The organism is bacterium, assembly GCA_019637795.1.
Classification (GTDB): domain Bacteria; phylum Desulfobacterota; class Binatia; order HRBIN30; family CADEER01; genus JAHBUY01.
The window spans coordinates 244,426-269,300 of the sequence record JAHBUY010000001.1; the positions used below are offsets into that span (position 1 = coordinate 244,426).

The window sequence follows — 24,875 nt, forward strand, 5'->3', positions numbered from 1 at the left end:
CGACGGTCGACGGGGCAGAATGCCCCATGGCCGTGAAGGACACGTCCGCCAGCGAGCCCTGGCTGGTCACCGAAGAGGCGGCGGGGCGGCTCGCAGCCGAGCTCGAAGCGCCGGCCGACGTGCGCCTGCGCGCCGGCGTGCTGTCGCTGGTCGTCGGCACGCTGCTGCTGGGCGCCAAGTACCTGGCGTACCAGCTCACCGGCTCGACCGCGATCCTCTCGGACGCCCTGGAGAGCATCGTCAACGTCATCGCCGCGCTCTTCGCGCTCGGCGGCCTGGTGGTCGCCGGCTGGCCGGCGGACCGCAACCACCCCTACGGGCACGGCAAGATCGAGTTCTTCAGCGCCGCCTTCGAGGGCGGCCTGATCGCCTTCGCCGCGGTCCTCATCATCAAGGAAGCGGGCGAGGCGCTGCTCTTCGGCCACGAGGTGAAGCAACTGAGCTTCGGCCTGCTGATCACGATCGGCGCCGGCCTGGTGAACGCGGCGCTCGGTCTGTTTCTGCTGCACACCGGCCGCCGCCATCATTCGGCGACCCTGATCGCCGACGGCACGCACGTGCTCACCGACTTCTGGACCAGCGTCGCCACCGCCGTCGGCCTCGGCCTGGTGATGCTCACCGGCATCGTCTGGCTCGACGCCGTGGTCGCCGGCCTGGTCGGCCTCAACCTCGTGTGGACCGGCCTGGAGCTCGTCCGGCACGCCGCCGGCGGCCTGCTCGACGAGGAGGACGTGCCGCTCCTGCAGCGCGTCATCCACGCGATCAACGCCAACCTCGTCCCCGGCGTCGTTCGCGTCCACTTCCTGCGCGCCATCCGCTCGGGACGCTTCACCCACGTCGACGCCCACCTCGTCGTCCCCGAGTTCTGGAGCGTCGAGCAGGCGCACGAGTTCGCCGACCGCTTCGAGCGCCGGGTGATGCGCAGCCTCGATCTGGACGGCGAGATCGCCTTCCGCATCGATCCCTGCCACCGGCAGTTCTGCGCCGGATGCGACGTCGACGCCTGCCCCATCCGCCTGACGCCATTCAGTCGCCGCACCTGGATCCCGCTCGACGAGGCGGTGCGCCCGGACGGCTGACACGGACGAACATCGAGCCCCTCCCCCCGCCTGCCACTGTCCGGGATCAAGCGGGGCTCTGTGTTCACCGGGAAGGGCCGCCGTGTCTCACTCCCGCGTCAGATCGCGCCCCTCGCGCGCGGCCTGCTCGATCTCCTCGACGGTGAACGACTCCCCCGCCGGCGCGCCGGCGAGATCGCGCAGGCGGACGCCATCGACGTCGGGCCGCTTCCGCAGCGCGTAGAAGTCGACGTAGCGCGCCACTTCCCGCTCGACCTCCGACCGCGAGCGTCGGGGAACCCCCAGCGGTCGATCGCGCGCCAGATCGCGCTCGTAGCTGTTGTAGACGTAAGCCGCCCAGGGGAAGTCGATCGCGCCGCTGGCGACCCGCGACGACACCGCGGTGATCAGGTCGAACAGCTCCGGCACCAGCGCGTCCGGTGGCGGGCTCAGCAACAGCAGGCCATGCATCCGCGCCACCGCCGCCCGCCGCTCCGCGAGCGACCCGCTCGCCTCCTCGCGCGCCGCCACCCGCTCCAGGTACCAGCGCGCGCCGACTCCGATGAGCTCGCTCTGCCAGTACCAGCCGGCGCCGCCGAGGACGACGGCACAGCCGGCGGCGGCGATCGCCAACCGGGCCGGGCGCCTCACGCCCCTCCCCCGCGACATGACGGCGGCGCGGAGGCCGTCATTGGATGAGCTCCAGCAGCTCGAGCTCGGTCTCCGCCGTGCGCCGTCCGAGGCTGGCCAGCTCGACGCTCTGCACCAGCCCGTCGAGATGCGTCTTCGCCTGGGCGATGCAGATCGTCGCCCACTTGAGGTTGCCGAAGACCTCCCAGAAGCGAACCCGTTCGGCGCCGACCTCGGCGCCGCCGGCGGCGCGGTAGGCGGCGAGCAGGTCCTCGCGCCGGCCGATGCCGCCGACGGGCCGCTCGTCGCTGCCGAACCGCCAGGCGCGCACGCACAGCCACCCGAGGTCCTCGGCGGGATCGCCGATGTGCGCCAGCTCCCAGTCGAGGATGGCGCGCAGCCCTTCCGGTCCGAACATGACGTTGCCGATCCGATAGTCGCCGTGCACCAGCGTCCGGTGGGCGGCGTCGGGCAGCCGCTGGCGGAGCCAGCGGAAGGCGAGCTCGAACACCGGATGCGGCTCCGGCGCGATGCCGCGGAAGATCTGCTCGTAGCGTTCCACCTCGGCCAACGCCGGCGACTCGCCCGCCGCCGGCGCGGCGAGGAAGCCGAGGTCGTGGGCGGCGACGTCGATGGCGTGGATGCCCGCCAGCGTCGCGCCGAGCTGCGCGGTCAGCGCCGCGCGCGCCCCGGCGTACGCCTCGTCGCGCAGCAGCCGGCGCGGCAGCGTCTCGCCCTCCACCCGCGCCATCACGTACGACGGCGCCCCGAGCTCCGCATCGTCCTCGGCGAGCCAGTACGGCCGCGGCACCGGCACGCCGCAGGCGAAGGCGGCGCGCTGCACGCGGTACTCCTCCCGCCGCTGCGTCTGCATCGTGCTGCGACCGGGATCGCGGCGCAGGATCAGCGGCAGGCGCTGGTCGCCGATCGTGGCGTCGAACGACCAGATCTCGCGCGACGCTCCGCCCGGCAGCTTGCGCAGGTGCTCGACCCGCACGGCGCCACCGGTCTGGCGCGCGATGAAGGACTCGAGGCGCTGGCGCAGCTCGTCGGCATCCATCGTCTCACTGCTGCCACAGTTGCCCGGCGATGAGTAGTCGCGGCGCGCTCACCGCTGGACGGACGCGCCGGCGCTCGGCGCGACGACGAAGCACGGCTCGCCCCCCGCCGCCGCCGGGCGATCGCGGTAGAACGTCTCCCGCATGCGCCGCACGAAGCCGCCGGCCTCCCCCGCCGGCACCAGGTTGATGGTGCAGCCGCCGAATCCGGCGCCCGTCAGGCGGGCGCCGAGCGCCCCAGCGGCGCGCGCCGCTGCCACCAGCGCCTCCAGCGCCTCGCAACTGATCTCGTAGTCGTCGCGGCAGCTCGCGTGCGACGCGTCCATCAGCGCCCCGAGCGCCTCCCACTCGCCCGCGGCGAGCGCGCCCGCCGCGGCGTCGACCCGCTCGGCCTCGGTGAGCACGTGGCGGACGCGACGCAGCAGCAGCGGATCGGGCGCCGGCTCGGCCCGCGCGAAGCGCGCGACCCAGTCGCGCAGCGGCCGCTCCGGCAGCCGGCGGCGCAGCTCGCCCAGGGTGGCGAGCGGTGGCCCGCCGCCGCCGAGCAGCCGGTCGAAGATCCGGCACGCCCGCGCGCACTCGCGGACCCGCTGATTGTACGCGTCGCGCGCCGCGCCCGCCTTTTCCGCCTCGACCAGGCTGTGACAGACGACGAACGCCGCGCCGGCCGGGATCGGCACCGGCCGGGTGCGCAGCGGATCGAACGCGATGCGCAGCGCGTGCCCGCGCTGCGCCAGCAGGCAGACCGCCTGGTCCATGCCGCCGCTCTGCGTGCCGACGTAGCGCTCGGCGCGCGCCGCCAGCTCCGCGAGACCGGCCGGCGGCAGGTCGCGGCCGCTGATCGCCAGCAGTCCCAACATGCTGCCGACCACCAGCGCCGAGGACGAGGACAGGCCGGCGCCGGGCGGGACGTCGCCGTCGATCAGGAAATCGCCGCCCCGCAGGGCCGCGGGCCCGAGCACGTCGATCAAGCCCTGCGCGGCGGCGCGATGATAGTTCGCCCAGTCGCCGGACGGCGCCGGTTCGATCGCCGGCGCCAGGAGGTACTGGCGCGGCGGGAAGCGCGCGCTCGAGCTGGCGAGAACGACGTGGCGGTCGGCGCGCGGCGCGGCGGCGATGCGCACCGCGCGGTCGATCGCGAAGGGCAACACCGGCAAGCCGTTGTAATCGGTGTGCTCGCCGATCAGGTTCACCCGCCCGGGCGCCCGCACCAGGGCCGTGGGTGGCCGCCCGTAGCGGGCGGCGAAGCGCTGCGCCAGCGTCGCGTCCGTCGGGCTCACCGACGCGGCTCCGCGAACAGCGTCTGCGCCGCCGCGAGGTCCTCGGGCGTGCCGACGTCGGACCACGGCCCGCGCACCGGCAGCGCGCGCACGTCGCGCCCGTCGCGCACCATCTGCGCCACCGCCTGTGGCAGCTCGTACTCGCCGCGCGGCGACGGCGGCAGGCGGCGCGCGTACTCGAGGGCGATCGGCGCCAGGGCCATGATGCCGGCGTTGTTCCAGCCGGTGGTCGAGCTGCCGCGGGGCGGCTTCTCTTCGACCCGCCGCACGCGCCAGGCGGCATCGACGTAGACGGCGGCGCCGCGCCAGGGATCATCGACGGCGTTGACCGCCAGCAGCGCCTCGCACGGCCGCGTCGCCCAGGCATGCAGCAGCTCGCCATAGAAGGCCATCGGCACCAGGATATCGGCCCAGCTCACGACGAACGGCGCCGCGTCGAGCAGGTCCGCGGCGAGCAGCAGGGCCGGCGCGGTGCCATCCGTCCGCTCCTGGCGGCGATAGGTGATCGCCAGCCCGAGCCGGCGGCCGTCGCCGAGCGCCGCCTCGATCTGGTCGCCCAGGTAGCCGGTGACCACCACGGCCCGCCGCACCCCGCCGCGCGCCATGCCGGCGAGCACGCGCCCCAGCAGCGGCTCGCCGGCGACCGTGAGCAGCGGCTTCGGCGTCCGCGCCGTCAGGACGCCCATGCGGGTGCCGCGCCCGGCGGCCAGCACGACGGCGGTCTCGATCGCGGCCATCGTCACACGCTACCTGCTCGCCGCCCGCTTGTGGAGCGCGGCGCGTCGGCGCCGCCGCTCCACATCGCGGCGCAAGTGTGGTTTCCTCGCCGCTTCGCAGGAGGTGCGTAGATGTCCGCCCGACGATCGGCGCTGGTGCGCCCGAAGCTCGACTATCCCCGCGTCCCCTACCACGGCCTCCTGCGCCGCACGGTCGAGCGGTGTCCCGACAAATGGGCCACCGTCTTCCACGACGAGATGGTCACCTTCCGCGAGCTCGAGGGCCTGAGCAACTCGCTCGCCAACGGCCTGCGCGCCCTCGGGATCGGCAAGGGCGATCGCGTCGCCCTGTTCATGACCAACCGCCCCGAGTACCTGGTCAGCTTCGAGGCCACCTCGAAGGTCGGCGGCACGGTGACGCCGATCAATCCCGCGTACCACGCCGAGGAGGTCGCCTATCAACTCGACGACTCCGAGGCGCGGGTATTGATCGTGCACGAGGACCGCTACCCGATCGTCGAATCGATCCGCGCCAACCTGAAGACGGTGCGCCACGTCCTGGTGATCGGCGACCAGGCGCCCCCGGGCACCGAATCCTGGGACGCGATCGTCCGCGCGCATCCAGCGAGCGCGCCGCCCGCGGTCGAGCTCGATGTCGAGCGCGACCTCATCGCCCTGCCCTACTCCAGCGGCACCACCGGCCTGCCGAAGGGGGTGATGCTCACGCACCGCAACCTGGTGTGCAACCACCTGCAGTGCACGTCGGCGGCGCGCATGAGCGAACGCGACGTGCTGCTGCTGTTCCTGCCCTTCTACCACATCTACGGCAGCATGCTGATGGGCGCGTCGATCGCCAGCGGCGCCACGGTCTGCATCATGGAGCGCTTCGAGGCGATGACGGCGCTGTCGATCACCCAGCGCTACCGGGTCACCCTCTTCTACGCCGTGCCGCCGGTCCTGCTGGCGCTCAGCCACCTGCCGCAGCTCCGGGACTTCGACCTCTCCTCCGTGCGCTACATCATGAGCGGCGCGGCGCCGCTGCCGCCCGAGGTCGCGCGCCGCATGCAGGAGGTGAGCGGCATCACGGTGCTGCAGGGCTACGGGCTCACCGAAGCGGCGCCGCTGACGCACCTCAACCCGGTGGACGACCCGCGTCAGGTGCGGCTCGACTCGGTCGGCCTCGGCATCTCCGACCAGGAGGAACGGATCGTCGACGCCGACGACCCGACGCAGGAGCTCGGCCCGGACGCCGTCGGCGAACTGATCGTGCGCGGCCCGCACGTCATGCAGGGCTACTGGAAGGCGCCGGAGGAGACGGCGCGGGCGCTGCGCGACGGTTGGCTGCACACCGGCGACATCGCCCGCAAGGACGCCGACGGCTTCGTGTACATCGTCGATCGCAAGAAGGAGATGATCAAATACAAGGGCTTCGGCATCGCCCCGGCGGAGCTCGAGGCGGTGCTGCACGAGCATCCGGCGGTCGCCGACTGCGCGGTCGTACCGCGCAGGGATCCGGACGCCGGCGAGATTCCGCGCGCCTTCGTCGTGCGCGAGCGCGGCGCGACCGTCACCGAAGCGGAGCTGATGCAGTTCGTCGCCGGCAAGCTCGCGACCTACAAGCACGTGCGCGAGGTGACGTTCATCGACGAGATCCCGAAGAATCCGTCGGGAAAGATCCTGCGCCGGGTGCTGAGGGAAAAGGACTGATCGACGCGCACGGAACCCCGCCGCGACTGATCCACCGATGCACACGACCCCCCGCCGCCCCGATGAACGCAGGACCGCCCCGCCTCTCCCCCCAGCACACGCGGGGCTTCGCCATTCAATTCTGGGCGGCCACCGCGCGCGGCGCTGAATCCGCGATTCCATGCGCGTCCTGATCGCCGGGGCTGGCGCGCTCGGGTCGGTGTTCGGCGCGTTCCTGGGGCGCGCCGGGGATGACGTCACGTTGCTCGGGCGGGCGGCGCACCTGGAGGCGATCGCGCGCGACGGACTGCGGGTGGACGGCCTGTGGGGCGAGCATCTGGTGCGCGGCCTGGCGACCGCGACGGATGCCGCCGCGCTGCGGGGCGTGTTCGATGCGATCCTGCTCCCCGTGAAGTCGTACGACACGGCGGCGGTGAGCGAGGCGGTCGCCCCGCGGCTGGCGGACGACGGGGTCGTGATCTCGCTGCAGAACGGGCTCGGCAACGTCGAGACGGTCGAGCGCATCGTCGGCGCGCCGCGCGTCCTCGGCGCGCGCGTCATCTTCGGGGCGACCATTGCGGCGCCCGGGCACGTGCGGGTCACGGTCTTCGCCGACCCGACGGCGATCGGCGCCCTCGCGCCCGGCCGGCACCCGGGCCGCGATCGCGCCGCGCGCGCGTGGGCGGCGCGCATCGACGCCGCCGGCGTGCCGGCGATCTACACCGAGACCCTCCCGGCGCTGTTGTGGGCGAAGGTGTTCTACAACGCGGCGCTCAACCCGCTCGGCGCGCTGCTCGACCTGCACTACGGCGCCCTCCCCGAGCATCCGTCGAGTCGCGCGCTGATGGACGCGGTCATCGACGAGGCGTTCGCCGTCGCCCGCGCCGAGGGCGTGGCCCTCGCGTGGCCCGACGCCGCGGCCTACCGCGACGAGCTCTACGGCCGGCTGGTGCCGGCGACGTATCACCATCGCTCCTCCATGCTGCAGGACCTCTCGCACGGCCGGCGGACGGAGATCGATGCGATCAACGGCGCGGTGTGGGAGCGGGGCGCCGCGGTCGCGGTCGAGACGCCGATCAATGCGGCGTTGACGCGCTTGCTGCGGATCGCGGCGGCGAAGGGCGCGACACGAGGCCGGTCGTCTTGAAGGCGGCGCGCCAAACCCTCTATGGGGGGGCCTGGCCGGTGCCCCGATGCCCATCCTGACCAACGCCCTGCTCGACGCCATCCTCGACGATGCGCGCGCCTGCTTTCCCGACGAGGCCTGCGGCTTCATCGTCGACCGCGACGGCGTCACCGAGGCGGTGCGCGTCACCAACATCCAGAACCAGAAACACGCGGAGAACCCGGAGCAGTTCCCCCGCACGGCGGCGACGGCGTACACGATGGGGCCGGAGGCCGTGCCGGTGCTGATCGGGCACGACCGTGGCGAGCTGGTGATCCGCGCCGTCTACCACTCGCATCCGCAGCATGCGGCCTACTTCAGCGCCGAGGACAAGGCGCAGGCGACGGTGTGGGACGAGCCGAGCTATCCCGAGGCGACGCAGATCGTGGTCTCGGTGATCGACGGCGAGGTGCGCGACGTGAAGGCGTTCCGTTGGCAGGAGGCGGCGCGCGACTTCCTCGAGGTGCCGCTCGAGACGGAGGCGTGATGGCGCTGCACTACACGCTCGCCGGCGACGGACCACTCGCCGTCGTGCTCAGCCATGGGCTGGCCGCCGGCGAGGCGGTCTGGGCGGCGCAGGTGCCGGCGCTGGCGCCGCGCCACCGCGTGCTCACCTGGGATCTGCGCGGTCACGGCCGCTCGGCGCCGGATCCCGGACCGTGCACGATCGCGGACCTCGCCGACGATCTGCGCCGCGTGCTCGACGCCGCCGGCATCGAGCGCGCGGTGGTGCTCGGCCACTCCGCCGGCGGCGTGGTGGCGATGCGCTTCGCCATCGACCATCCGGCGCGGACGGCCGGCCTGGTGCTGGTCGGCACCGCCAGCGAGTGCAACGACCGCGCCCGCCAGTTCTACGAGGACCTGGCGGCGATCGCCGAGGACCGCGGCATGGAGTCGGTGCGCCGCCGGCTCGGGGTCAACGCCGAGCAGGGGCGGCAGTCGCCGACTGATCCCGCGACCTTCGCGCGCGTGGCGCGCGCCATGGCCAGTCTGAACGCCGCGCCGCTGACGGCGCGCCTCGGCGAGATCCGCTGCCCGGCGCAGATGATCGTCGGCGAGAAGGACTTCCTCGGCGCCGGCGGCTCGGTCATCCTCCACCGCCACATCGCCGGCTCGCGCCTGGCCATCGTGCCCGGGCGGGGGCACGGTCTCTTCGCCGAGGATCCGCCGGGCTTCAACGCCCTCGTGCTCGAGTTCCTCGACACGCTGCGTGCCTGAGCGCGCCGGGCCGCGTGCTGCCGCGCGCGGCGCGCGCCTCAGCGGCGCCGGAAGGCCTCGTCGAACAGCGCCTGGTTGCGGCCGTAGATCTGCTGGCCGCCGGCGACGTAGAGCACCTCGCCGGTGATCCAGCTCGCGGCCGGCGAGGCGAGGAACACGGTCGCGTAGGCGATCTCGTCCGGGCCACCGAAGCGCGCGATGGGAATGCCCTCGCACAGCGTCTCGATCTGCGGATCGTAGGTGACCTTGAACGCCTCCGTCTGGATCGGCCCCGGCGCGATGCAGTTGACCCGCACCGTCGGCCCCCACTCGATCGCCAGGCTCTTGGCCAGCTCGAGCAGGCCGGCGCGCGCCGCCGAGGTGTGGGCGATGCCGGGAAAGCCGCGGCCGATGACGGCGATGATGGTGGTGATGCTGCCGCCGCGGCCGTCGAGCATCTGGCTGCCGAGCACCTGGGTCATGTTCCAGGTGCCGGTCAGGTTGGTCTCGATCACCGCCTGCCAGCCCCTGGGGGAGAAATCGCGCGCCGGCTGCGCGAACTGGCCGCCGGCGTTGTTGATCAGCATGTCCACCTGGCCGTGGCGCTGGCGCACCAGCTCGCCGAGCGCTTCGACGCTGGCGCGGTCGCGGATGTTGACGAAGGCGGTCTCGACCTGCCGTCCGTGGGCGGCGCGGATCTCCGCCGCCGCCTGCTCCAGCCGCTCGACGTTGCGCGCCGCCAGGATCAGGTCGGCGCCCGCCTCGGCGAGCTGATCGGCGATGGCCCGTCCGAGCCCGGTGCCGGCCCCGGTGACCAGCGCCGTCTGCCCCTTGCAGAGCTCGGGATGGAAGACGCGAATGCGCGCGGGAGGAGGAGGGAGCACGCGAACCTCCTCAGCGCCGAGACGCGGAGACGCCGAGGCGTCCCGCCACCCGTCCAACTCGCGCCGCGCCTCGGCGTCTCCGCGGTGCGGCACCCATCACACGTTCCCGTACCCCTCCAGCTTGGCGATGATCTGCAGCATCACCTCGTCGGCGCCGCCGCCGATGCTGAGCAGGCGCGAGTCGCGCCAGTAGCGCGACACCAGGTACTCGTCCATGTAGCCGTAGCCGCCGTGGAACTGCATGCACCAGTCGGCGACCTTGCGCACCAGCCGGCCGGCGGCGAGCTTTGCCATCGAGGTCTCGCGCGTGCACTCCTCGCCGGCGACGTACATGCGCACGCAGTGGTAGTTGAGCTGGCGCAGCAGCTCGATCTCGGTCTGCAGCTCGGCGAAGGTGAACTGCACGTGCTGCTTGAGCGACAGCGGCTTGCCGAAGACCGCGCGATCCTTGGTGTACTGGATGGTGCGGTCGAGCATCGCCTGCGCCCCGGCCGCGGCGCCGATCGCCGCCACCATGCGCTCCTTCTGGAACTGCTTCATCTGGTAGATGAAGCCCCAGCCCTCCTCGCCGATGCGATTCTCGATCGGCACGCGCACGTCCTCGAACACCAGCTCGGCGGTGTCGGAGCAGTGGTTGCCGACCTTCTCCAGCTTCTTCGCCACCGCGAAGCCGGGCGAGTCGGTGGGCACGACGAACAGGGTGAAGCCGTGGTGGCCGGCGTCGGGATCGGTCTTGGTCAGCAGGGTGATGAAGTCGGCCTGGGTGCCGTTGGTGATGAAGATCTTGCGCCCGTTGATGACGTAGGAATCGCCGTCGCGCCTGGCCTGGGTGCGGATCGAGAACACGTCGGAGCCGGCGCTCGGCTCGGTGACGCCGATGGCGCCGACCATCCGGCCCTCGATCGCCGGCCGCAGGAAGCGCTGCTTGAGCTCCTCGCTGGCGAAGTCGTGCAGCGCCGGGGTGCACATGTCGGTCTGCACCATCAGCGCCATCGGAATGCCGTTGCACGGGCAGGCCTCCGACATCGCCTCGCAGTAGGCCGCCGTCCACCAGTAATCGAGGCCGCTGCCGCCGTACCGCGGGTCGTAGGTGATCCCGAGCATCCCGAGCTCGCCGGCGCGCCGGAACACCTGGTGCGCGGGAAATGTCCGCGCCTTCTCCCACTCCTCGATGTGCGGATTGACCTCGTTGACGAAGAAGTCGCGGATCGTCTTCTGGAAGGCCTTCTGCTCGGGCGTGTAATAGTCCATCGCCGATCGACGTAGCATCCCCGCCCGGGGCTTGGTAGCCGCGGCGCAGGCCCGCATCGCCGTGCGCGGCTCCACCCGGGCGGGTGGGCGGCATGGCCATCCGTCCATCCGGCCGAGGCGTTCGCGTCGCCGTGCGCCGAGCGACGACGCGGCTACGCGGCGGCGCGATACCTGAGAATGCGGTGCACCGGATAGCGCTCCGCCAGGCGCGCCCACATGCCGTACATGACCGGCAGGACGACCAGCGTCAACGCGCAGGCGCTCAGCGTGCCGCCGACGATCACCACCGCGATCGGGCGCTGCACCTCGCTGCCGATGGCGTGGCTCATCGCCGCCGGCACCAGGCCGAGGGCGGCGAGCGCGGCGGTCATCAGCACGGCGCGCAGGCGATCGCGGCAGCCGGCGCGGATCGCCGCGTCGAGGGCCCGGCCCGCGCGGCGCTGTTCGAGAATGGCCGACAGCACCAGCACGCCGTTCAGGGACGCCTGGCCGATGAGGGCGATGAACCCCACCGCGGCCGACACCGACAGCGGCATGCCCATCCACACCAGGCCGGCGACGCCGCCGACCAGCGCGAACGGAACGTTGAGCAACACCAGCACCGCCGGGGCGAAGGTGCCGAAGGCGTTGAACAGCAGCACCAGGGTGATCAGCAGGGCGACCGGGACGACCAGACGCAGGCGCGCCATCGCCCGCTCCTTGCTCTCGAACTCGCCGCCCCATTCCATGGTCACGCCGGCCGGCAGCGGCGCCGCGGCGGCCACCTTGGCGCGCGCCTCGTCGACGAACGAGCCCATGTCGCGCCCGCGCACGTTCATGCGGATGCCGATGTAGCGATGGCCGTTCTCGCGGCTGATCGCGGCGCGCCCGAGGCCGACGTCGACCCGCGCCAGGGTCTCGAGCGGCACGGTGATCGCCCCCTGGACGGGGATCTGCAGCTTGCGGATCTTCTCGATGTCGTCGCGCGCCGCGGTGGGATAGCGCAGCACGATGTCGAAGCGGCGCTCGCCGTCCCAGAACACGCCCACCGGCTGGCCACCGAGCGCCGCCTGCAGGATGTGCTGGAAGTCCTGCATGTCGAGGCCGTAGCGGCCGAGCGCCTGGCGATCCGGCTCGACCCGCACCTGCGGCACCTCGCTGCTCTTGACGATGCCGAGGTCGGCGACGCCGGGCACGCCGGCGATCGCCGCCGTCGAGCGCTCGGCGAGATCCTGGAGCTGGCGGAGATCGTCGCCGTAGATCTTGAGCGCGATCTGGCCGAACTGACCGGAGATGTTCTCGTTGACGTTGTCGCGGATCGGCTGCGAGTAGTTGGCCTCGATGCCCGGGATCTCCGCCAGGGCGGCGTCGAACTCGGCGATGACGTCGGTCAGCGAGTTGACGCCGGGCTGCCACCGATCGGGCGGGGTGAGGCGCACGAAGAATTCGAGGTTGTTGGTCAGCGTCGGATCCGTGCCGTCCTCCGGACGTCCCAACTGCGACAGGATGGAGTCCACCTGCGGGTTGTCCTGCAGGAGGTGGGTGATGCGCGGCACCAGCGTCCGGCCCTCGTCGAGGCTGATGTTCGAGGGCAGGGTGAAGGTGATGTAGAGCGAGCCCTCGTTGAGCTCGGGCAGGAACTCCGACCCCTGCCGCGACAGGGCGACCAGCGCGGCGCCCAGCGCCAGCACGCTCCCCAGCAGCACGAGCGGCCCGTGCTTCAGCGCCCAGCGCAGGGTCGGCTCGTAGGCCGCCTGCGCCAGGGTCAGCACCGGCGAGACGCGGTGGCGGATGGGTTTGCGGAACACGAAGGTCGCCAGCACCGGCACCAGCGTCACCGAGAAGAGGAGCGCGCCGACCAGGGCCGCCACCACGGTGTTCGCCATCGGCGCGAAGATGCGGCCCTCGACCCGCTGCAACATGAAGATCGGCAGGTAGGCGGCGATGATGATCAGCAGCGCGAAGACGGTCGGCCGCACCACCTCCGTGGTGGCGCGCTCGATCACACCTCGGATCGCGTCCGGCCCGCCCTCGGACTCCCGCGAGGACAGGCGATGGACGATGTTCTCGATGATCACCACGGCGCCGTCGACGATGATGCCGAAATCCACCGCCCCCATGCTGAGCAGGTTGGCGCTCATCCCGCGCAGGTGCAGGTAGAGGAAGGCCGAGAGCAGGGAGAGCGGGATCACCACGGCGACGATCAGCGCGGCGCGCAGGTCGAGCAGGAAGACGAACAGCACCAGGGTCACCAGCAGTCCGCCCTCGAGCAGATTGCGGGCGACGGTGTGCAGCGTGGTGTCGACCAGATCGGTGCGGTCGTAGAAGGGCGACACCTGGACGCCGGGCGGCAGCAGGCGCTCGTTGAGCTCGGTGATGGCCTCGCGCACGCGCTCGAGGACGACGGTGGGGTTCTCGCCGCGTCGCATCAGCACGATGCCCTCGACGGTGTCGAACTGCTCGGCGCGGCTGACCACTCCCTGGCGCGGCGCCCAGCCGTCGGCGACCGCCGCCACGTCCTGCACCCGCACCGGCGTGCCGTCGCGCGTCGTCACCGTCGTCTTGGCGATGTCGTCGAGGTGGCTGAACAGCCCCTGGCTGCGGATCACCATCTGCTCGGCGCCGCGGCGGAGGATGCCGCCACCGGCGTTGCTCGAGGCGCTGAGCAGGGCGCGCTCGAGGTCCTCGAGGGTGAGATCGTAGGCGGCGAGCTTGGCGGGCGAGGGCTGGACGTGGACCTCGCGCACCAGGCCGCCGTAGCTGACGACGTCGGCCACCCCGTCGACGCGCAGCAGTCGCGGCTGCACCACCCAGTCCTGCAGGGTGCGCAGTTGCATCGGATCGCCGCCGGCGCCGGTGAGCGTGTAGCGGTAGATCTCGCCGATCGGCGTCGCCAGGGGGCCCAGCTCGGGGGTCACGCCCTCGGGCAGCTCGGTGTTGCGCAAGCGCTCGAGCACCTGGGCGCGGGCGAAGAGCGGATCGACGCCGTCGTTGAACGTCAAGGTGATGTTCGACAGCCCGAACAGCGACAGGTTGCGCAGCCGCGCCAGTCCGGGCGTGCCGTTGAGGGCGCGCTCGATCGGCAGGCCGATCTGTCGTTCCACCTCCTCCGACGGCTGGCCGTTGAACAGGGTGATGACCGTGACCTGGGTATCGGTGGGATCCGGGAACGCCTCGATGGTCAGGCCGCGGTACGCCGAGATCCCGGCGACCACGACCACCAGCGTGAAGAAGAGCACCGCGCCGCGACTGCGCAGCGCGAAGGCGACGATCCGATCGAACATCACGCGCTCACTGGCTGGCGAGATCGACGGCGTTCAGCAGCAGCAGCGCGCCCTTGGTCACGTACGCCTCGCCGGGCGCGAGGCCGCTCAGCACCTCGACCTGTCCGCCCTGCTGGTGCCCGAGCGTCACCTGGCGCCGATCGAGGGCGGTGTCGCTGCCCGCGGCGCGCACGAAGACGAACGACTCCTGGTCGTCGGTGACCACCGCCCCCACGGGCACGACGACGCGCGGCTGCTCGTCGGGCGTGAAAGCCACCTGCACGAACCCGTTGGGGCGCAGACGCCCGGCGGCGTTGGGCACGCGGACGCGGACGTCGACCATGCGGCGCTGCGGGTCGACCACGGCGCCGATCGATTCGATCGTGCCGGAGACGCCGCCATCGCTCGCCCCGCTTTCCAGGATGCGCGCCGTCTGCCCGACGCGCAGCTCGCCGACGCTCGCCTCGGGCACATCGGCGGTGACGATCACCTCGTCGAGGGCCGCGATCACCAGCAGCGGATCGCTGCGTTCGGGGCCCACCTGCTGGCCGGCCAACGCATCGCGCGCCACCACCACCCCGGCGCGCGGCGCGGTGAGCCAGTACAGTCCTTCGCTGGCGGTCGCCACCGACAGGCTGCGCAACTTGGCCTCGGCGGCGGCGCGCGCGAGCTGCGCCTGCGTGTGTTCCTGCTCGGCTTCCACCAGTTTCTTCTCCGGCTCCGCGGCCAGCGCCACCAGCGCCCGCAGGCGCTCGACGGTCTTCGCCTTCGCCGCCTCCTTCGACTTGATCTGGTCGAGCTCCTTGGCGAGATCGACCAGGTCGGGCGAGCGCACCGCGATCAGGTGCTCGCCCGGCTCGACGCGCTCGCCGAGCTTCACCGCCACCGTATCGATGCGCCCCGGCAGCGGCGCCTCGATCGGCTGGGCGCGCGCCTCGTCGACCGCGACGCGCCCGGGGACCGGCGGCGGCAGGAGCGCCGGCTGCAGCGCGGCGTCCGCGAACGCGAGATAGGTCCAGGTCGGCGCGCCGGCCCGCACCTCGACCCGGGTGCCCTCGACGGTGAAATTGGCCTCGCGCGCCACCGCGGGCTCGCCGCTGCCGCGCAACGCGGCGCTGAGGCCTGCGCCGAGCGCCAGGGCCGCGGCGACCACCACGGCCAGGCGGGCCGGGGTCACGTGCAGCGGGGAATGCGGCAGCGCCGCGCCGTCGTTGTCCGTCATGGGGTGTCGCTCCTGTTGGCGGTGCCGTCATCCGCGAGCCCCGGCGCCAGCGGCGCGCCAGGGGGCGTCGGGAACAGCGCCGCCGCCTGGCGGCCGGCCAGCGCTGCCGCATAGCCGTCGAGATCGAGTTGCGTCCGGTCGAGCAGGACTTCCTGGTAGCGGCGCCGCGCCAGCAGCACGTCGACCTGGGAGACGCCGCCCTCGCGCGCCGCGCCGCTCATCGCGGTGCGCAACTGGTCGGCCTTCTCGAGCGCGGTCTCCAATTTGGCGCGCCGCTCCGCGATCAACCGCCGCCGGCGCAGCGCCGTCGCCAGCGCCACCTCGCCGGCAGCGGTCACGGTGTCGCGAGCCCGTCGGGCACCGAGCAGCTCGGCGCGTGCCCGCGCCTCCTCGGCCTGGCCGCGGTCGGCGACCGGTAGTGGCAGTTGCATGCCGACGCCCAGGCTCTGGCGCTGGTTCCCGGCGACGACGAAGGTGTCGTAGGTGTACCCGAGCCGCAGCGTGACATCGGGGATGGCCTGGTTCTTCGCCAGCGCCACCCGCTGCTCGGCCGCGCGCTCGGCGGCGGCGAGCGCCGCCAGATCCGGCCGCCGGGCGGCGATCTCCGGCGACCACGCCGGCGGCAGCGACGCGCCGGCGCCGGCGAGCAGAAACGCCCGTGCCGCCTCCTCGCTGCCGAACGGCGCGCACGGTTCGGCGACCAGCTCGGCGCAGGCCGCGCGCGCCTCCTCGAGATCGCTGCGCGCGCCGTCGCGCTCGGCGACCAGGCGCATGTGCTCCGCCTCGGTGCGTGCCGCCTGCATCCTGGCGATCTCGCCCTTGTCGGCGCGCGCCTGTTCGAGCTGCAGCAGGCGCTCGCTCTCCTCCACCTGGCGGTCGAGCATGGCGGCGCGCTCCTCGGCGGTGGCGATCTTGCCGATGGCCGCCAGCAGCGCGAAATACTGGTCGGCGAACGTCGCGATCGCGCGCCAACTCGCCGCCTCGCGCTCGGCGCCGCTGGCCGCCTGGCGCGGCCCGCGCTTGCCGAGCTCGATCAGTTGCGAGAGCCCGGCCGTATAGTTGGGCACGTTGCCGAGCGGATCGTTCAGGTTGCGCGGGTTGCTGGGCCCGACGGGAATGGTTCCCCACTCGAGGTCGAGCTGCGGGTTGGGCAGGAGATGCGCCTTCACATCCTCGCTGGCCGCGACCATCGACTCCTGGCGGGCGTCGATGACGTCCGGGGACCGCTCCCAGACGGCGGCGGCGAGTCGCGCCTCGTCCGCGTAGTCATCCGGGGTCAGGCCCGCATCCGCGAGAGCAGGGCTCCGGCCAGCGGCGGCGAGCGCCATCCAGGCGACCATGCAGGCGGCCCGGCATCCCACTGTCCACGCCGGTCGAGACGTGCGGCGGCCTGCCGCCGGTCGGTCTACCCGCACGTTCCGTTCCCCCCCGCCCTACCCGGGTAGCGCCGTCTTCGCGCACGTCACGACCGCCACAGACGGCGGAAGCGAACGGAGATTCAAAGTTTTCTGTTTCCCCCGCCGCGGCCGCGGCGCCCTCCGGTACCCCGGCGGCGGTCAGGCGGCGATCAGCGTGTGCGCCGTCGCATCGGCGACGCGCACCCGCACCAGGTCGCCGGGCCTGGCGTTCCCGGCGGGCAGCACCGTGGTCTTGAACTGCGGCGTCTTGCCGGCGACCCAGCCCTCCGGCCGCTTGGCCGGCCCTTCGACCAGCACCTCGACCTCGCGGCCGACCCAGCCGCGGTTGATCTCGGCGGCGATCTCCTCCTGCAGCGCGATCACCGCCTGCAGGCGGCGGGTCTTCTCGACCTCGTCGACGGTCTCGTCCCACTTCGCGGCGCGGGTGTGGTCGCGGCGCGAGTACTTGAACATGAAGGCGCTGTCGTAGCGCACGGCGCGCATCAGTCGGAGGGTCGCCTCGAAGTCCGCCTCGGTTTCGCCCGGGAAGCCGACGATGATGTCGGTGCTCAACGCCAGCTCGGGAACCGCGGCGCGCAGCCGCTCGACCAGGCCGAGATAGTCGTCGGCGCTGTAGCCGCGCGCCATCCGCTCGAGCACCGCCGTCGAGCCCGACTGCAGCGGCAGGTGGAGCTGCGGCGCCACCTTGCCACAGCGCGCCATGGCGTCGATGGCCGCCGCGGTCATGTCGCTCGGATGCGGCGAGGTGAAGCGGATGCGCTCGATGCCGGCGATGCCGTCGGCGGCGCGCAGCAGGGCGGCGAAGTCGGTGTCGCCGTCGCGATACGCGTTCACGGTCTGACCGAGGAACACCACCTCGCGGTAGCCCTGCGCCGCCGCGTCGCGCACCTGCTCGAGCACCGCAGCAGCCGGCACGCTGCGCTCGCGGCCGCGCACGAAGGGCACGATGCAGAAGGTGCAGAACTTGTCGCAGCCGCGCATGATCGTGATCCACGCCCGGACGCCGTCGCCGCGTTGCGGCGCGATGTCGGCATAGGTCTCGTCGCGATCGAGGCGCACGTCCACGAAGGGATCGCCGCTCAGCAGCTCGGGCAGCCGCCGGTAGGCATCGGGCCCGACCACGAAGTCGAGCCGGTCGAGCAGCCGGTCGCGAAAGTGCTGCGCCATGCAACCGGCCAGCCCGATCTGCAGGTGCGGCTTGCGCAGCTTGTGCTGCGCCAGGGCGCCGAGCCGGCCGAAGATCCGCTCCTCGGCGTGCTCGCGGATGGCGCAGGTGTTGAGGAGGATGACGTCCGCCTCCGCCGGATCGCTGGCCGCCGTGTAGCCCGCGCGCGCCAGGTGGCCGCGCATCAGCTCGCTGTCGGCCAGGTTCATCTGGCAGCCGTAGGTTTCGATGTAGACGGACGGCATGCGACTGCGAGGTATAGCCCAGCCCGCCAGCGCGGGACAGGCGGGGCCGCTGGACCTCGCGAGGCGGCTGTGTCCTCTGTGGGGACCGCCATGCGCATCGCTTCCCTGCTGCCCAGCGCCACCGAGATCGTCTGCGCCCTGGGGCTCGCCGACCAGGTGGTCGGGGTCTCGCACGAGTGCGACTTCCCGCCCGAGATCGTCGGCCGGCCGGTGCTGACGGCGTCGAAGATCGATCCCCGCGGCACCTCGGCGGCGATCGATGCCGCCGTGCGGCGCCTGGTGCGCGACGGGCTCAGCGTCTACCGCATCGAGGAAGCCGCGCTGCGCGCCGCCCGCCCCGACCTGATCGTCACCCAGGACCAGTGCGAGGTCTGCGCCGTGTCGTTCACCGAGGTCGAACAGGCGGCGCGGTCTCTGCTCGACACGCCGGCGCGCGTCGTCTCCCTGCGCCCGTCGCGGCTCGACGACGTCTTCGACGACGTCACCCGCGTCGCCGAGGCGGCCGGCGTGGGCGAGCGCGGCGCCGCCCTGGTGACGGCTGGCCGGCAGCGGCTCGACCGCATCCGGCGCGCCGTCGCGCCGGCGCGCAGCCGGCCGCGCGTCGCCTGCATCGAATGGCTCGAGCCGCTGATGGTCGCCGGCAACTGGGTGCCGGAGATGATCGCGCTCGGCGGCGGCACCTACGACCTCGTCGCCGCCGGCGCCCACAGCCCGGCGATCACCTGGGACGCGCTCGTCGCGGCACAGCCGGACGTGGTGATCCTCATGCCCTGCGGCTTCGACCTGGCGCAGACGCGCCGCGAGCTGCCAGCCCTGACCGGCCGCGGCGAGTGGCAGGCGCTGCCGGCGGTACGCAATGGCCGCGCCTACGCCATCGACGGCAACGCCTACGTCAACCGCCCCGGCCCGCGCATCGTCGACAGCGCCGAGCTGCTCGCCGGTTTGATCCAGCCCGGCTTCTGCGCCAGCTTCATGCCCGCGGGGTGGGAGAAGATCTGAACCGATGACCGTCGCACGGGGACACGGAGGGCATCCGGTCCCGGCCCCGCTCCGCCGCTGCTCCGTGTGACCGTGCTGGGGGGACGCCGATGCCAGGTCCGTTGGAAGGGATTCGCGTCGTCGAGCTGGGCTTCTGGGTCGCTGGCCCCGCGGCCGCCGGCATCCTGGCCGACTGGGGCGCCGAGGTGATCAAGCTCGAGCCGCCGACCGGCGATCCGATGCGCGGCCTGTTCCTCACCGCGGCGGGCGTCGACGTGCCGATCAACCCGCCGTTCGAGCTCGACAACCGCGGCAAGCGCAGCGTGTCGATCAACCTGCAGTCGGCCGAAGGCCGCGCCGTGGCGCGCCGCCTGATCGAGCGCGCCGACGTGCTGGTCACCAACCTGCGCATGGGCGCCCTGGCGCGCGTCGGGCTCGACTTCCCCAGCCTGCACGCGATCAACCGCCGCCTCGTCTACTGCAACCTCACCGGCTACGGCGCCGCGGGGCCCGATCGCGATCGGCCGGCCTACGACGTTGGCGCCTTCTGGGCGCGCGCCGGCGTCGCCATGTCGCTCACGCCCAAGGGCGGCGCGCCGCCGCAGCAGCGCGGCGGCATGGGCGACCACACCACCGCCATCGCCGCGGTGGGCGCGATCTGCGCCGCGCTGGTGGCGCGGCAGCGCAGCGGCGTCGGCCAGTTCGTCTCCACCTCGCTCCTGCGCACCGGCGTCTACGTCCTCGGCTGGGACGTCAACACTCGCCTGCGCCTCGGCCGGGTGGAGTCGCCGTACGATCGCCACCACATCCCGAACCCGCTGGTGAACTGCTACCGCGCCGGCGACGGCAAGTGGTTCTGGCTCCTCGGCCTGCAGGCCGACCGCCACTGGCCCGACCTGGTGCGCGCCCTCGCCCGCCCGGCGCTGCGCGACGACCCGCGTTTCGCCAACATCCGCGTCCGCCGCGAGCACGCCACCGCCTGCGTCTCCCTGCTCGACGAGATCTTCGCCAGCCAGCCGCTGGCGCACTGGACGGCGGCATTCGACGCCGCCGGCATGTGGTGGGCGCCGGTGCAGACGATCGGCGAGATGCTGGAGGATCCCCAGGTCCGGGCCGGCGGCGTGCTGGCCGAGGCGGAGGTCGCCGAGGGCCGCGCCGAGATGGTCGCCAGCCCCGCCGAGTTCGCCGGCACGCCCTGCGCCACCCCGGCCATGGCCCCCGAGCTCGGCCAGCACACCGAGGAGGTGCTGCTCGAGCTCGGCTACGACTGGGACCAGATCGCGGCGCTGCGCGAGAGCGGCGCGCTCGGCTGACGGCGCGGATCCGGCTCGCGAAGGAAGCCTTGCACTTTCTCCTTATTTTCGCCATGGGCAGTCTTGGCGATCGAGGGGTGCCTATGACAGGAGGGTTCTGGATATGAGTGAGGTCGCGAAGAAGGCGGCGCGCAGACCCCCCAGAAAAAGCGCACCTGCGACGGGAGCTCAGTTGCCTCTTCGCCAAGTCCTCCCGCCGGATGTGCCGCCATCAACCCCGCCGCGACACCGGCAGTCGCTCCAGGCGGTCGGACTGTTCGCTGGAGTCGGCGGTATCGAGTTCGGGCTGCACTCGGCGGGGCATCGAACCCTTCTTCTCTGCGAGAACGATCCCGGCGCGAGTGAGGTCCTCAAAGTCCGATTTCCGAACACGCCTCAGCATCAAGACGTCCGAACACTCTCTGCTCTCCCCAAGGAAGTCGATTTGGTGGCGGCTGGCTTCCCTTGTCAGGATTTGAGCCAGGCCGGCAGCACCAGAGGGATCTCGGGGTCGCGGTCGGGGCTCGTCGGGGAGGTCTTCCGGCTACTCGAACAACGCCGTGTCGATTGGGTATTACTCGAGAATGTCCCGTTCATGCTCCAGCTCGCATCCGGTCATGCGCTCGACGTTATCGTTAGCCAGCTAGAGCGCCTCGGCTATGCTTGGGCCTACCGAACGGTCGACACGCGGGCGTTCGGTCTCCCCCAGCGCCGGGAGCGCGTATTCCTCCTAGCCACGAACCAAGGGGACCCCAGGACTGTATTGTTCGCCGATGACGCTGGAGAGCCCGCCCTTCCCGAGTACCGGTCCGGCGCAGCATTCGGCTTCTACTGGACGGAAGGAGTTCGCGGTCTGGGCGCTGCAGTCGATGCCGTACCCACATTGAAGGGTGGATCGACGATCGGCATCCCATCGCCTCCTGCCATCCTGATGCCGAACGGAGATGTTGTGAAGCCCGACATCCGAGACGCGGAGCGGCTGCAGGGATTCCCCGCGGACTGGACGCAACCCGCGTGTAGCATTGTAAAGCCCGGCCACCGATGGAAGCTGGTAGGGAACTCCGTAACGGTCGACGTCGCAAGGTGGATCGGTGAGCGCTTGGCAGTGCCGGGCGTCTACGATGGCTCTTGGGACGCGCGAATCCTCCCAGGGGCCCCCTGGCCTCGGTCGGCTTGGAATCTCGGGGAGGGCAGATACACAGCGCAGTTGTCGACTTGGCCCTTCCAACGGCCAATCATCCGGCTCGCCGAATTTCTCCAGTACCCGACAACGCCTCTCTCCTCCAAGGCAACCGCGGGATTCTTGACACGAGCCGGAAGAGGGTCACTCCGTTTTCCCACAGGGTTCCTCGCCGCCATCCAAACGCACCTGAGCAGGATGGAAGCTAGCAACGCCGGGGAACCTCCCCGCCGTGCGAACCGTGACAAGCGTGCACGCACCGATCGAACCACGGCTTCGGCGACGTCGATCCAAGCCTGAGGACGAACCGCGAGATCCGTCCCGACGAGGCCTCGAATCAGATACCGCAACATCCCAGAGGCTTCGGGCGATCCCGCGTCAGGGAACGCGGACCGAACGAGCCGTGCGTCGACTGCTCCACGAAGCTGGGCTCCGGTTCCGGATTGAGAACGGCGATCTACCAGGCTCGCCCGATGTTGCGAACCGACGTAATCGTTGGGCGGTCTTCGTCCACGGTTGCTTCTGGCATCACCATGTCGGATGCCCTCGGGCAACGGTCCCCAAGCGCAACGCGGACTTCTGGAAGGCAAAGTTCGCGGCCAACCGCGCTCGCGATGAGAGAGCGGTTCGGTACCTCCATAACGGAGATTACTACGTTCTGACCCTGTGGGAATGCGAGGTCAGCAATCAAGCCAGACTCCGTCAACGGTTGAGCGATCTATTCCACTACGCTCGCGGGAAGCGGGCCTCGTAAAGTTGAACCAGGCGGTGAATCATTGAGTCGTAGTGGAAGATCTCGCCCGGTGCCGGCGCCGGACGTTCCTCCGCTAGCCGAACGGGAGTTTTCCCGTCGTTGCGGCAATCGACGACGGTGATGGCGAGTGCATCGAAACCATCCTGCCCGACACCCGAGCGCCTCGGGAGTTCTTCGAGCTTCCGGATGACGCTCGATGTCACGTCCGGTTGCCTGTGCGACGATAACGCCCCGCCCCGCATCGGGCTCACAAATTCGCGCGCGATGTTCACCATCACGAATCCTACCGCGATCAATATCTCGCCTGACCCGTGGATCGTCTGATGGCTGGAATTGAGCTCGTCGAACAACCGCGGGCGCGCCTTCATGTGTTCAGTCATGCACGCTTTTGCCTCCAAAGCACACTGCACTACCCCCACCGGCCCTTCGTACATCGGCGGCAAATCACGCAAGGCGTTGCGATCTTCATCGCTCAGTTCGATGCGATATTGAGGAACGAGGTCGAGAAGGGCCCGGGGACGTTGCCCCGGCGTGGGACGACCTGGCGTACAGATTACCAAGTCGAGGTTCTTTCTTCGGTTCTGCTTGAAGTCGCGCATCTCGTGATTGATTCCGAACACAACCTCGCCTCGCTCGGCCTGCCGCGCGAGAAGTTCGCAATTCGCCATCAGGTCCACGAGAATTCCCCAACAGGCGATCTTCGAGTGGCGGTCACTGCGGGGATGGTACTGCCAGTTGGCCGCTGAGCGGCCCATCGGAACCGGCACACTCAAGGAACGTACGAGAATCTCAGGGCCCCGCATTTCGCGGGGACCTTCTCACGCATGTCCAGCGCCAGTCAAAGCGCACCGCGCGGGACCCGATTGGGCGTTCGGGTTCTACGGCTGCGCTTGCCAACAACGGCCCCCCGCACACCGAGGAGGTGCTGCTCGAGCTCGGCTACGACTGGGAACAGATCGCGGCGCTGCGCGAGGGCGGCGCGCTCGGCTGACCTTGCGGATCCGGCGCGGTGTCCATGGCATCGGCCGCGGCGGCGGGGAACGGCCAGCAGGCGTCGGGGCGCGCGTACTGGCGCACCAGAGCGTGCCAGTCGACGACCTCGCCGTGGCGGCCGCGCGCCGTGGCGAGGCAGGCGCGGCGCAGTCGACGGCGCAGCAGTGGCCAGCGCCCGGTGGCGAAGTCCGGCCACGCGTCGGCAAGGCGCTGGCGGCCGATGTCGACCACCGCCCAGGCGCGGTCGAGCCCGTAGGTGAGCGGCACGACGACGCCGTCCGGCTCGAGCACCAGGATGCGCGGCGCCTGCGGCGCCCGCAGGGGCGCGCCGTGGAGCGCTGCCGGGGCGCGGCGGGCCACCAGCCGATGCACGAGGTCGAGCTGGATACGCAGGCGCGGATGGGCGTCGCCGAGCACCGCGGCGAGGAGCAGCGCGTCGAGCCGCTGCTGCGCGTCGAGCGCGGTCATCGCCGTCGCCGCGGCGCCGCGACCCGCCGGCTCGAAGGGGTGCAGTTGCAACAGCGTCGCGCCCCACTCGCTGGCCAGGGCGGCGACGTCCTCGAGCTCGGACAGCGATTCGGCGCACAGCGTGTGGATGACGCCGAACGGCTGCCCGGCGGCGCGCAGCAGCGCCGCCGCCCGCTGCACCTGCGCGAAGGAGTGGCGAGCGCCGCGAATGCGATCGTGGCGCGCCGCCAGGCCGTCGAGGCTGAGCGCCACGACGCCGAAGCGGCCGGCGGCGCGGGCGTAGCGGGCGGTCGCGATCAGGGCGCCGTTGCTCACCAGGTTGACCCGGCTGCCGACCCGTTCGGCGGCCGCGAGGATCTCGTCGAGGCCGTCGTAGAGGAGCGGCTCGCCGCCGGAGAGCGAGACGATGCCGAATCCGAGCGCCGCCGCGTCGACGATCGCCGCCGCCACCGCCGCCGGCGCCAGTTGGTCGCGCTCGCGTGGTGACGAGGCCGAGTAGCAGTGCGCGCACGCCAGGTTGCAGCGGCGGGTCGGATGCACCTGGAAGATCCCGTCGCCGGCCACCCCGGCGTGCGCGCGCGCCATCACTTGCCCTTGGTCGCGATGCCGATGTCGATGCGCCCGATCTCGGGATTGATGATCCCGTACGGGAACACCTCGAAGCGCCCGAGCCCGGGCCGCGCCGTCAGCGCATCGACGATGCGCTTGGCGCTCGCCGCCGAGCTGGGGAGGACGCTGATCACCCACTCGTCGGGGAACGGGATCCCCTTCGGGAAGACGCGCACCTTGCCCAGATTCTCCAGGCTGGTGCCGACCAGCTTGTTGGCGATCGCCGCCTTGGCTTCGACTGGCAAGGCCTTGAGCGCCGCCGACGTTCCGCGTGCTGCCATGCGAACCTCCTGTGACTGACGCTGCGGACCGCACGCCCCATGCGGCGATCCTCGTGATGGCCGCCGCGTACACCCGCCGGCGCGGGGCGCCCAGTTGGGACTT

Annotated in this window: 22 protein-coding genes; 9 read left to right on the plus strand and 13 right to left on the minus strand. The window is 71.6% G+C overall.

The window, feature by feature from the left end:
- The first annotated feature begins 26 nt into the window (after positions 1–26).
- Positions 27–1,079 carry a cation transporter gene (locus KF840_01145; GenBank protein MBX3023493.1) on the plus strand — a complete coding sequence of 351 codons (1,053 nt, stop codon included), beginning with the start codon at positions 27–29 and terminating at the stop codon, positions 1,077–1,079.
- Between the two features lie 87 nt (positions 1,080–1,166).
- Here KF840_01145 and KF840_01150 read toward each other — a convergent pair whose 3' ends face one another.
- The 4 genes from KF840_01150 to KF840_01165 are packed head-to-tail and all read right to left on the minus strand — an operon-like array spanning position 1,167 to position 4,763.
- The gene (locus KF840_01150; GenBank protein MBX3023494.1) at positions 1,167–1,709 is read right to left on the minus strand and encodes a hypothetical protein; all 543 of its coding nucleotides are present in this window, start codon (positions 1,707–1,709) and stop codon (positions 1,167–1,169) included.
- A 37-nt stretch (positions 1,710–1,746) separates the two neighbouring features.
- A complete protein-coding gene (locus tag KF840_01155) occupies positions 1,747–2,748 on the minus strand; it encodes a phosphotransferase family protein (GenBank protein ID MBX3023495.1) in 1,002 nt (333 codons plus the stop codon).
- 48 nt (positions 2,749–2,796) lie between these two features.
- Positions 2,797–4,026 (minus strand): galactokinase, encoded by a 1,230-nt coding sequence (gene galK / locus KF840_01160; protein ID MBX3023496.1) that lies wholly within the window; start codon positions 4,024–4,026, stop codon positions 2,797–2,799.
- Positions 4,023–4,763 (minus strand): nucleotidyltransferase family protein, encoded by a 741-nt coding sequence (locus tag KF840_01165; protein ID MBX3023497.1) that lies wholly within the window; start codon positions 4,761–4,763, stop codon positions 4,023–4,025. The genes galK and KF840_01165 overlap by 4 nt, the downstream gene beginning before the upstream one ends.
- 111 nt (positions 4,764–4,874) lie before the next feature.
- Here KF840_01165 and KF840_01170 point away from each other — a divergent pair, with 111 nt between their 5' ends.
- The 4 genes from KF840_01170 (at position 4,875) to KF840_01185 (ending at position 8,811) form a co-directional block, all read left to right on the plus strand.
- On the plus strand, positions 4,875–6,449 hold the full coding sequence (locus KF840_01170) for a long-chain-fatty-acid--CoA ligase (GenBank protein ID MBX3023498.1): 1,575 nt from the start codon (positions 4,875–4,877) through the stop codon (positions 6,447–6,449).
- Between the two features lie 160 nt (positions 6,450–6,609).
- A complete protein-coding gene (locus KF840_01175; protein MBX3023499.1) occupies positions 6,610–7,575 on the plus strand; it encodes a ketopantoate reductase family protein in 966 nt (321 codons plus the stop codon).
- 46 nt (positions 7,576–7,621) lie between these two features.
- Complete coding sequence (locus KF840_01180; protein MBX3023500.1) at positions 7,622–8,080, plus strand: Mov34/MPN/PAD-1 family protein; 459 nt, start codon at positions 7,622–7,624, stop codon at positions 8,078–8,080.
- On the plus strand, positions 8,080–8,811 hold the full coding sequence (locus tag KF840_01185) for an alpha/beta fold hydrolase (GenBank protein ID MBX3023501.1): 732 nt from the start codon (positions 8,080–8,082) through the stop codon (positions 8,809–8,811). Before KF840_01180 ends, KF840_01185 begins: the two co-directional genes overlap by 1 nt.
- A gap of 38 nt (positions 8,812–8,849) precedes the next feature.
- Here KF840_01185 and KF840_01190 read toward each other — a convergent pair whose 3' ends face one another.
- From KF840_01190 to miaB, 6 genes are all read right to left on the minus strand, one after another.
- Complete coding sequence (locus KF840_01190; protein ID MBX3023502.1) at positions 8,850–9,674, minus strand: SDR family oxidoreductase; 825 nt, start codon at positions 9,672–9,674, stop codon at positions 8,850–8,852.
- A 96-nt stretch (positions 9,675–9,770) separates the two neighbouring features.
- Positions 9,771–10,925 carry an acyl-CoA dehydrogenase family protein gene (locus KF840_01195; GenBank protein MBX3023503.1) on the minus strand — a complete coding sequence of 385 codons (1,155 nt, stop codon included), beginning with the start codon at positions 10,923–10,925 and terminating at the stop codon, positions 9,771–9,773.
- A 152-nt stretch (positions 10,926–11,077) separates the two neighbouring features.
- Entirely contained in the window at positions 11,078–14,188 is a 3,111-nt protein-coding gene (locus KF840_01200) for an efflux RND transporter permease subunit (protein MBX3023504.1), read from the minus strand.
- A 7-nt stretch (positions 14,189–14,195) separates the two neighbouring features.
- Positions 14,196–15,389 carry an efflux RND transporter periplasmic adaptor subunit gene (locus KF840_01205; GenBank protein MBX3023505.1) on the minus strand — a complete coding sequence of 398 codons (1,194 nt, stop codon included), beginning with the start codon at positions 15,387–15,389 and terminating at the stop codon, positions 14,196–14,198.
- Positions 15,386–16,729 (minus strand): TolC family protein, encoded by a 1,344-nt coding sequence (locus KF840_01210; GenBank protein ID MBX3023506.1) that lies wholly within the window; start codon positions 16,727–16,729, stop codon positions 15,386–15,388. Before KF840_01210 ends, KF840_01205 begins: the two co-directional genes overlap by 4 nt.
- A gap of 216 nt (positions 16,730–16,945) precedes the next feature.
- Complete coding sequence (miaB, locus tag KF840_01215) at positions 16,946–18,217, minus strand: tRNA (N6-isopentenyl adenosine(37)-C2)-methylthiotransferase MiaB (protein ID MBX3023507.1); 1,272 nt, start codon at positions 18,215–18,217, stop codon at positions 16,946–16,948.
- Between the two features lie 90 nt (positions 18,218–18,307).
- Here miaB and KF840_01220 point away from each other — a divergent pair, with 90 nt between their 5' ends.
- From KF840_01220 to vsr, 4 genes are all read left to right on the plus strand, one after another.
- Complete coding sequence (locus KF840_01220) at positions 18,308–19,216, plus strand: cobalamin-binding protein (protein ID MBX3023508.1); 909 nt, start codon at positions 18,308–18,310, stop codon at positions 19,214–19,216.
- Between the two features lie 89 nt (positions 19,217–19,305).
- The gene (locus KF840_01225) at positions 19,306–20,508 is read left to right on the plus strand and encodes a CoA transferase (protein ID MBX3023509.1); all 1,203 of its coding nucleotides are present in this window, start codon (positions 19,306–19,308) and stop codon (positions 20,506–20,508) included.
- Positions 20,509–20,611: 103 nt separating this feature from the next.
- Positions 20,612–21,967: a DNA (cytosine-5-)-methyltransferase gene (gene dcm, locus KF840_01230; protein MBX3023510.1), complete on the plus strand. Its 1,356-nt coding sequence runs from the start codon at positions 20,612–20,614 to the stop codon at positions 21,965–21,967.
- Positions 21,930–22,421 (plus strand): DNA mismatch endonuclease Vsr, encoded by a 492-nt coding sequence (gene vsr / locus KF840_01235; GenBank protein ID MBX3023511.1) that lies wholly within the window; start codon positions 21,930–21,932, stop codon positions 22,419–22,421. The genes dcm and vsr overlap by 38 nt, the downstream gene beginning before the upstream one ends.
- On the opposite strand, the gene KF840_01240 is transcribed toward vsr, so the two are convergent.
- The 3 genes from KF840_01240 to KF840_01250 all read right to left on the minus strand — a co-directional run bounded on the left by KF840_01240 (position 22,394) and on the right by KF840_01250 (position 24,772).
- Positions 22,394–23,098 carry a hypothetical protein gene (locus KF840_01240; protein MBX3023512.1) on the minus strand — a complete coding sequence of 235 codons (705 nt, stop codon included), beginning with the start codon at positions 23,096–23,098 and terminating at the stop codon, positions 22,394–22,396. The two genes, vsr and KF840_01240, sit on opposite strands and share 28 nt — an antisense overlap.
- A gap of 262 nt (positions 23,099–23,360) precedes the next feature.
- Positions 23,361–24,467, minus strand: a complete 1,107-nt coding sequence (locus tag KF840_01245; protein MBX3023513.1) for a radical SAM protein — start codon at positions 24,465–24,467, stop codon at positions 23,361–23,363.
- Entirely contained in the window at positions 24,467–24,772 is a 306-nt protein-coding gene (locus tag KF840_01250; GenBank protein MBX3023514.1) for a hypothetical protein, read from the minus strand. Before KF840_01250 ends, KF840_01245 begins: the two co-directional genes overlap by 1 nt.
- Between the last annotated feature and the right edge of the window lie 103 nt (positions 24,773–24,875).

Bases quoted from the DNA above. Each gene is read 5' to 3' on its own strand.
- KF840_01145 (MBX3023493.1), top strand. From the start codon at position 27: ATGGCCGTGAAGGACACGTCCGCCAGCGAGCCCTGGCTGGTCACCGAA.
- KF840_01155 (MBX3023495.1), bottom strand. From the start codon at position 2,748: ATGGATGCCGACGAGCTGCGCCAGCGCCTCGAGTCCTTCATCGCGCGC.
- KF840_01165 (MBX3023497.1), bottom strand. From the start codon at position 4,763: ATGGCCGCGATCGAGACCGCCGTCGTGCTGGCCGCCGGGCGCGGCACC.
- KF840_01170 (MBX3023498.1), top strand. From the start codon at position 4,875: ATGTCCGCCCGACGATCGGCGCTGGTGCGCCCGAAGCTCGACTATCCC.
- KF840_01175 (MBX3023499.1), top strand. From the start codon at position 6,610: ATGCGCGTCCTGATCGCCGGGGCTGGCGCGCTCGGGTCGGTGTTCGGC.
- KF840_01180 (MBX3023500.1), top strand. From the start codon at position 7,622: ATGCCCATCCTGACCAACGCCCTGCTCGACGCCATCCTCGACGATGCG.
- KF840_01185 (MBX3023501.1), top strand. From the start codon at position 8,080: ATGGCGCTGCACTACACGCTCGCCGGCGACGGACCACTCGCCGTCGTG.
- KF840_01195 (MBX3023503.1), bottom strand. From the start codon at position 10,925: ATGGACTATTACACGCCCGAGCAGAAGGCCTTCCAGAAGACGATCCGC.
- KF840_01200 (MBX3023504.1), bottom strand. From the start codon at position 14,188: ATGTTCGATCGGATCGTCGCCTTCGCGCTGCGCAGTCGCGGCGCGGTG.
- KF840_01205 (MBX3023505.1), bottom strand. From the start codon at position 15,389: ATGACGGACAACGACGGCGCGGCGCTGCCGCATTCCCCGCTGCACGTG.
- KF840_01210 (MBX3023506.1), bottom strand. From the start codon at position 16,729: ATGGTCGCCTGGATGGCGCTCGCCGCCGCTGGCCGGAGCCCTGCTCTC.
- miaB (MBX3023507.1), bottom strand. From the start codon at position 18,217: ATGCCGTCCGTCTACATCGAAACCTACGGCTGCCAGATGAACCTGGCC.
- KF840_01220 (MBX3023508.1), top strand. From the start codon at position 18,308: ATGCGCATCGCTTCCCTGCTGCCCAGCGCCACCGAGATCGTCTGCGCC.
- KF840_01225 (MBX3023509.1), top strand. From the start codon at position 19,306: ATGCCAGGTCCGTTGGAAGGGATTCGCGTCGTCGAGCTGGGCTTCTGG.
- dcm (MBX3023510.1), top strand. From the start codon at position 20,612: ATGAGTGAGGTCGCGAAGAAGGCGGCGCGCAGACCCCCCAGAAAAAGC.
- KF840_01245 (MBX3023513.1), bottom strand. From the start codon at position 24,467: ATGGCGCGCGCGCACGCCGGGGTGGCCGGCGACGGGATCTTCCAGGTG.
- KF840_01250 (MBX3023514.1), bottom strand. From the start codon at position 24,772: ATGGCAGCACGCGGAACGTCGGCGGCGCTCAAGGCCTTGCCAGTCGAA.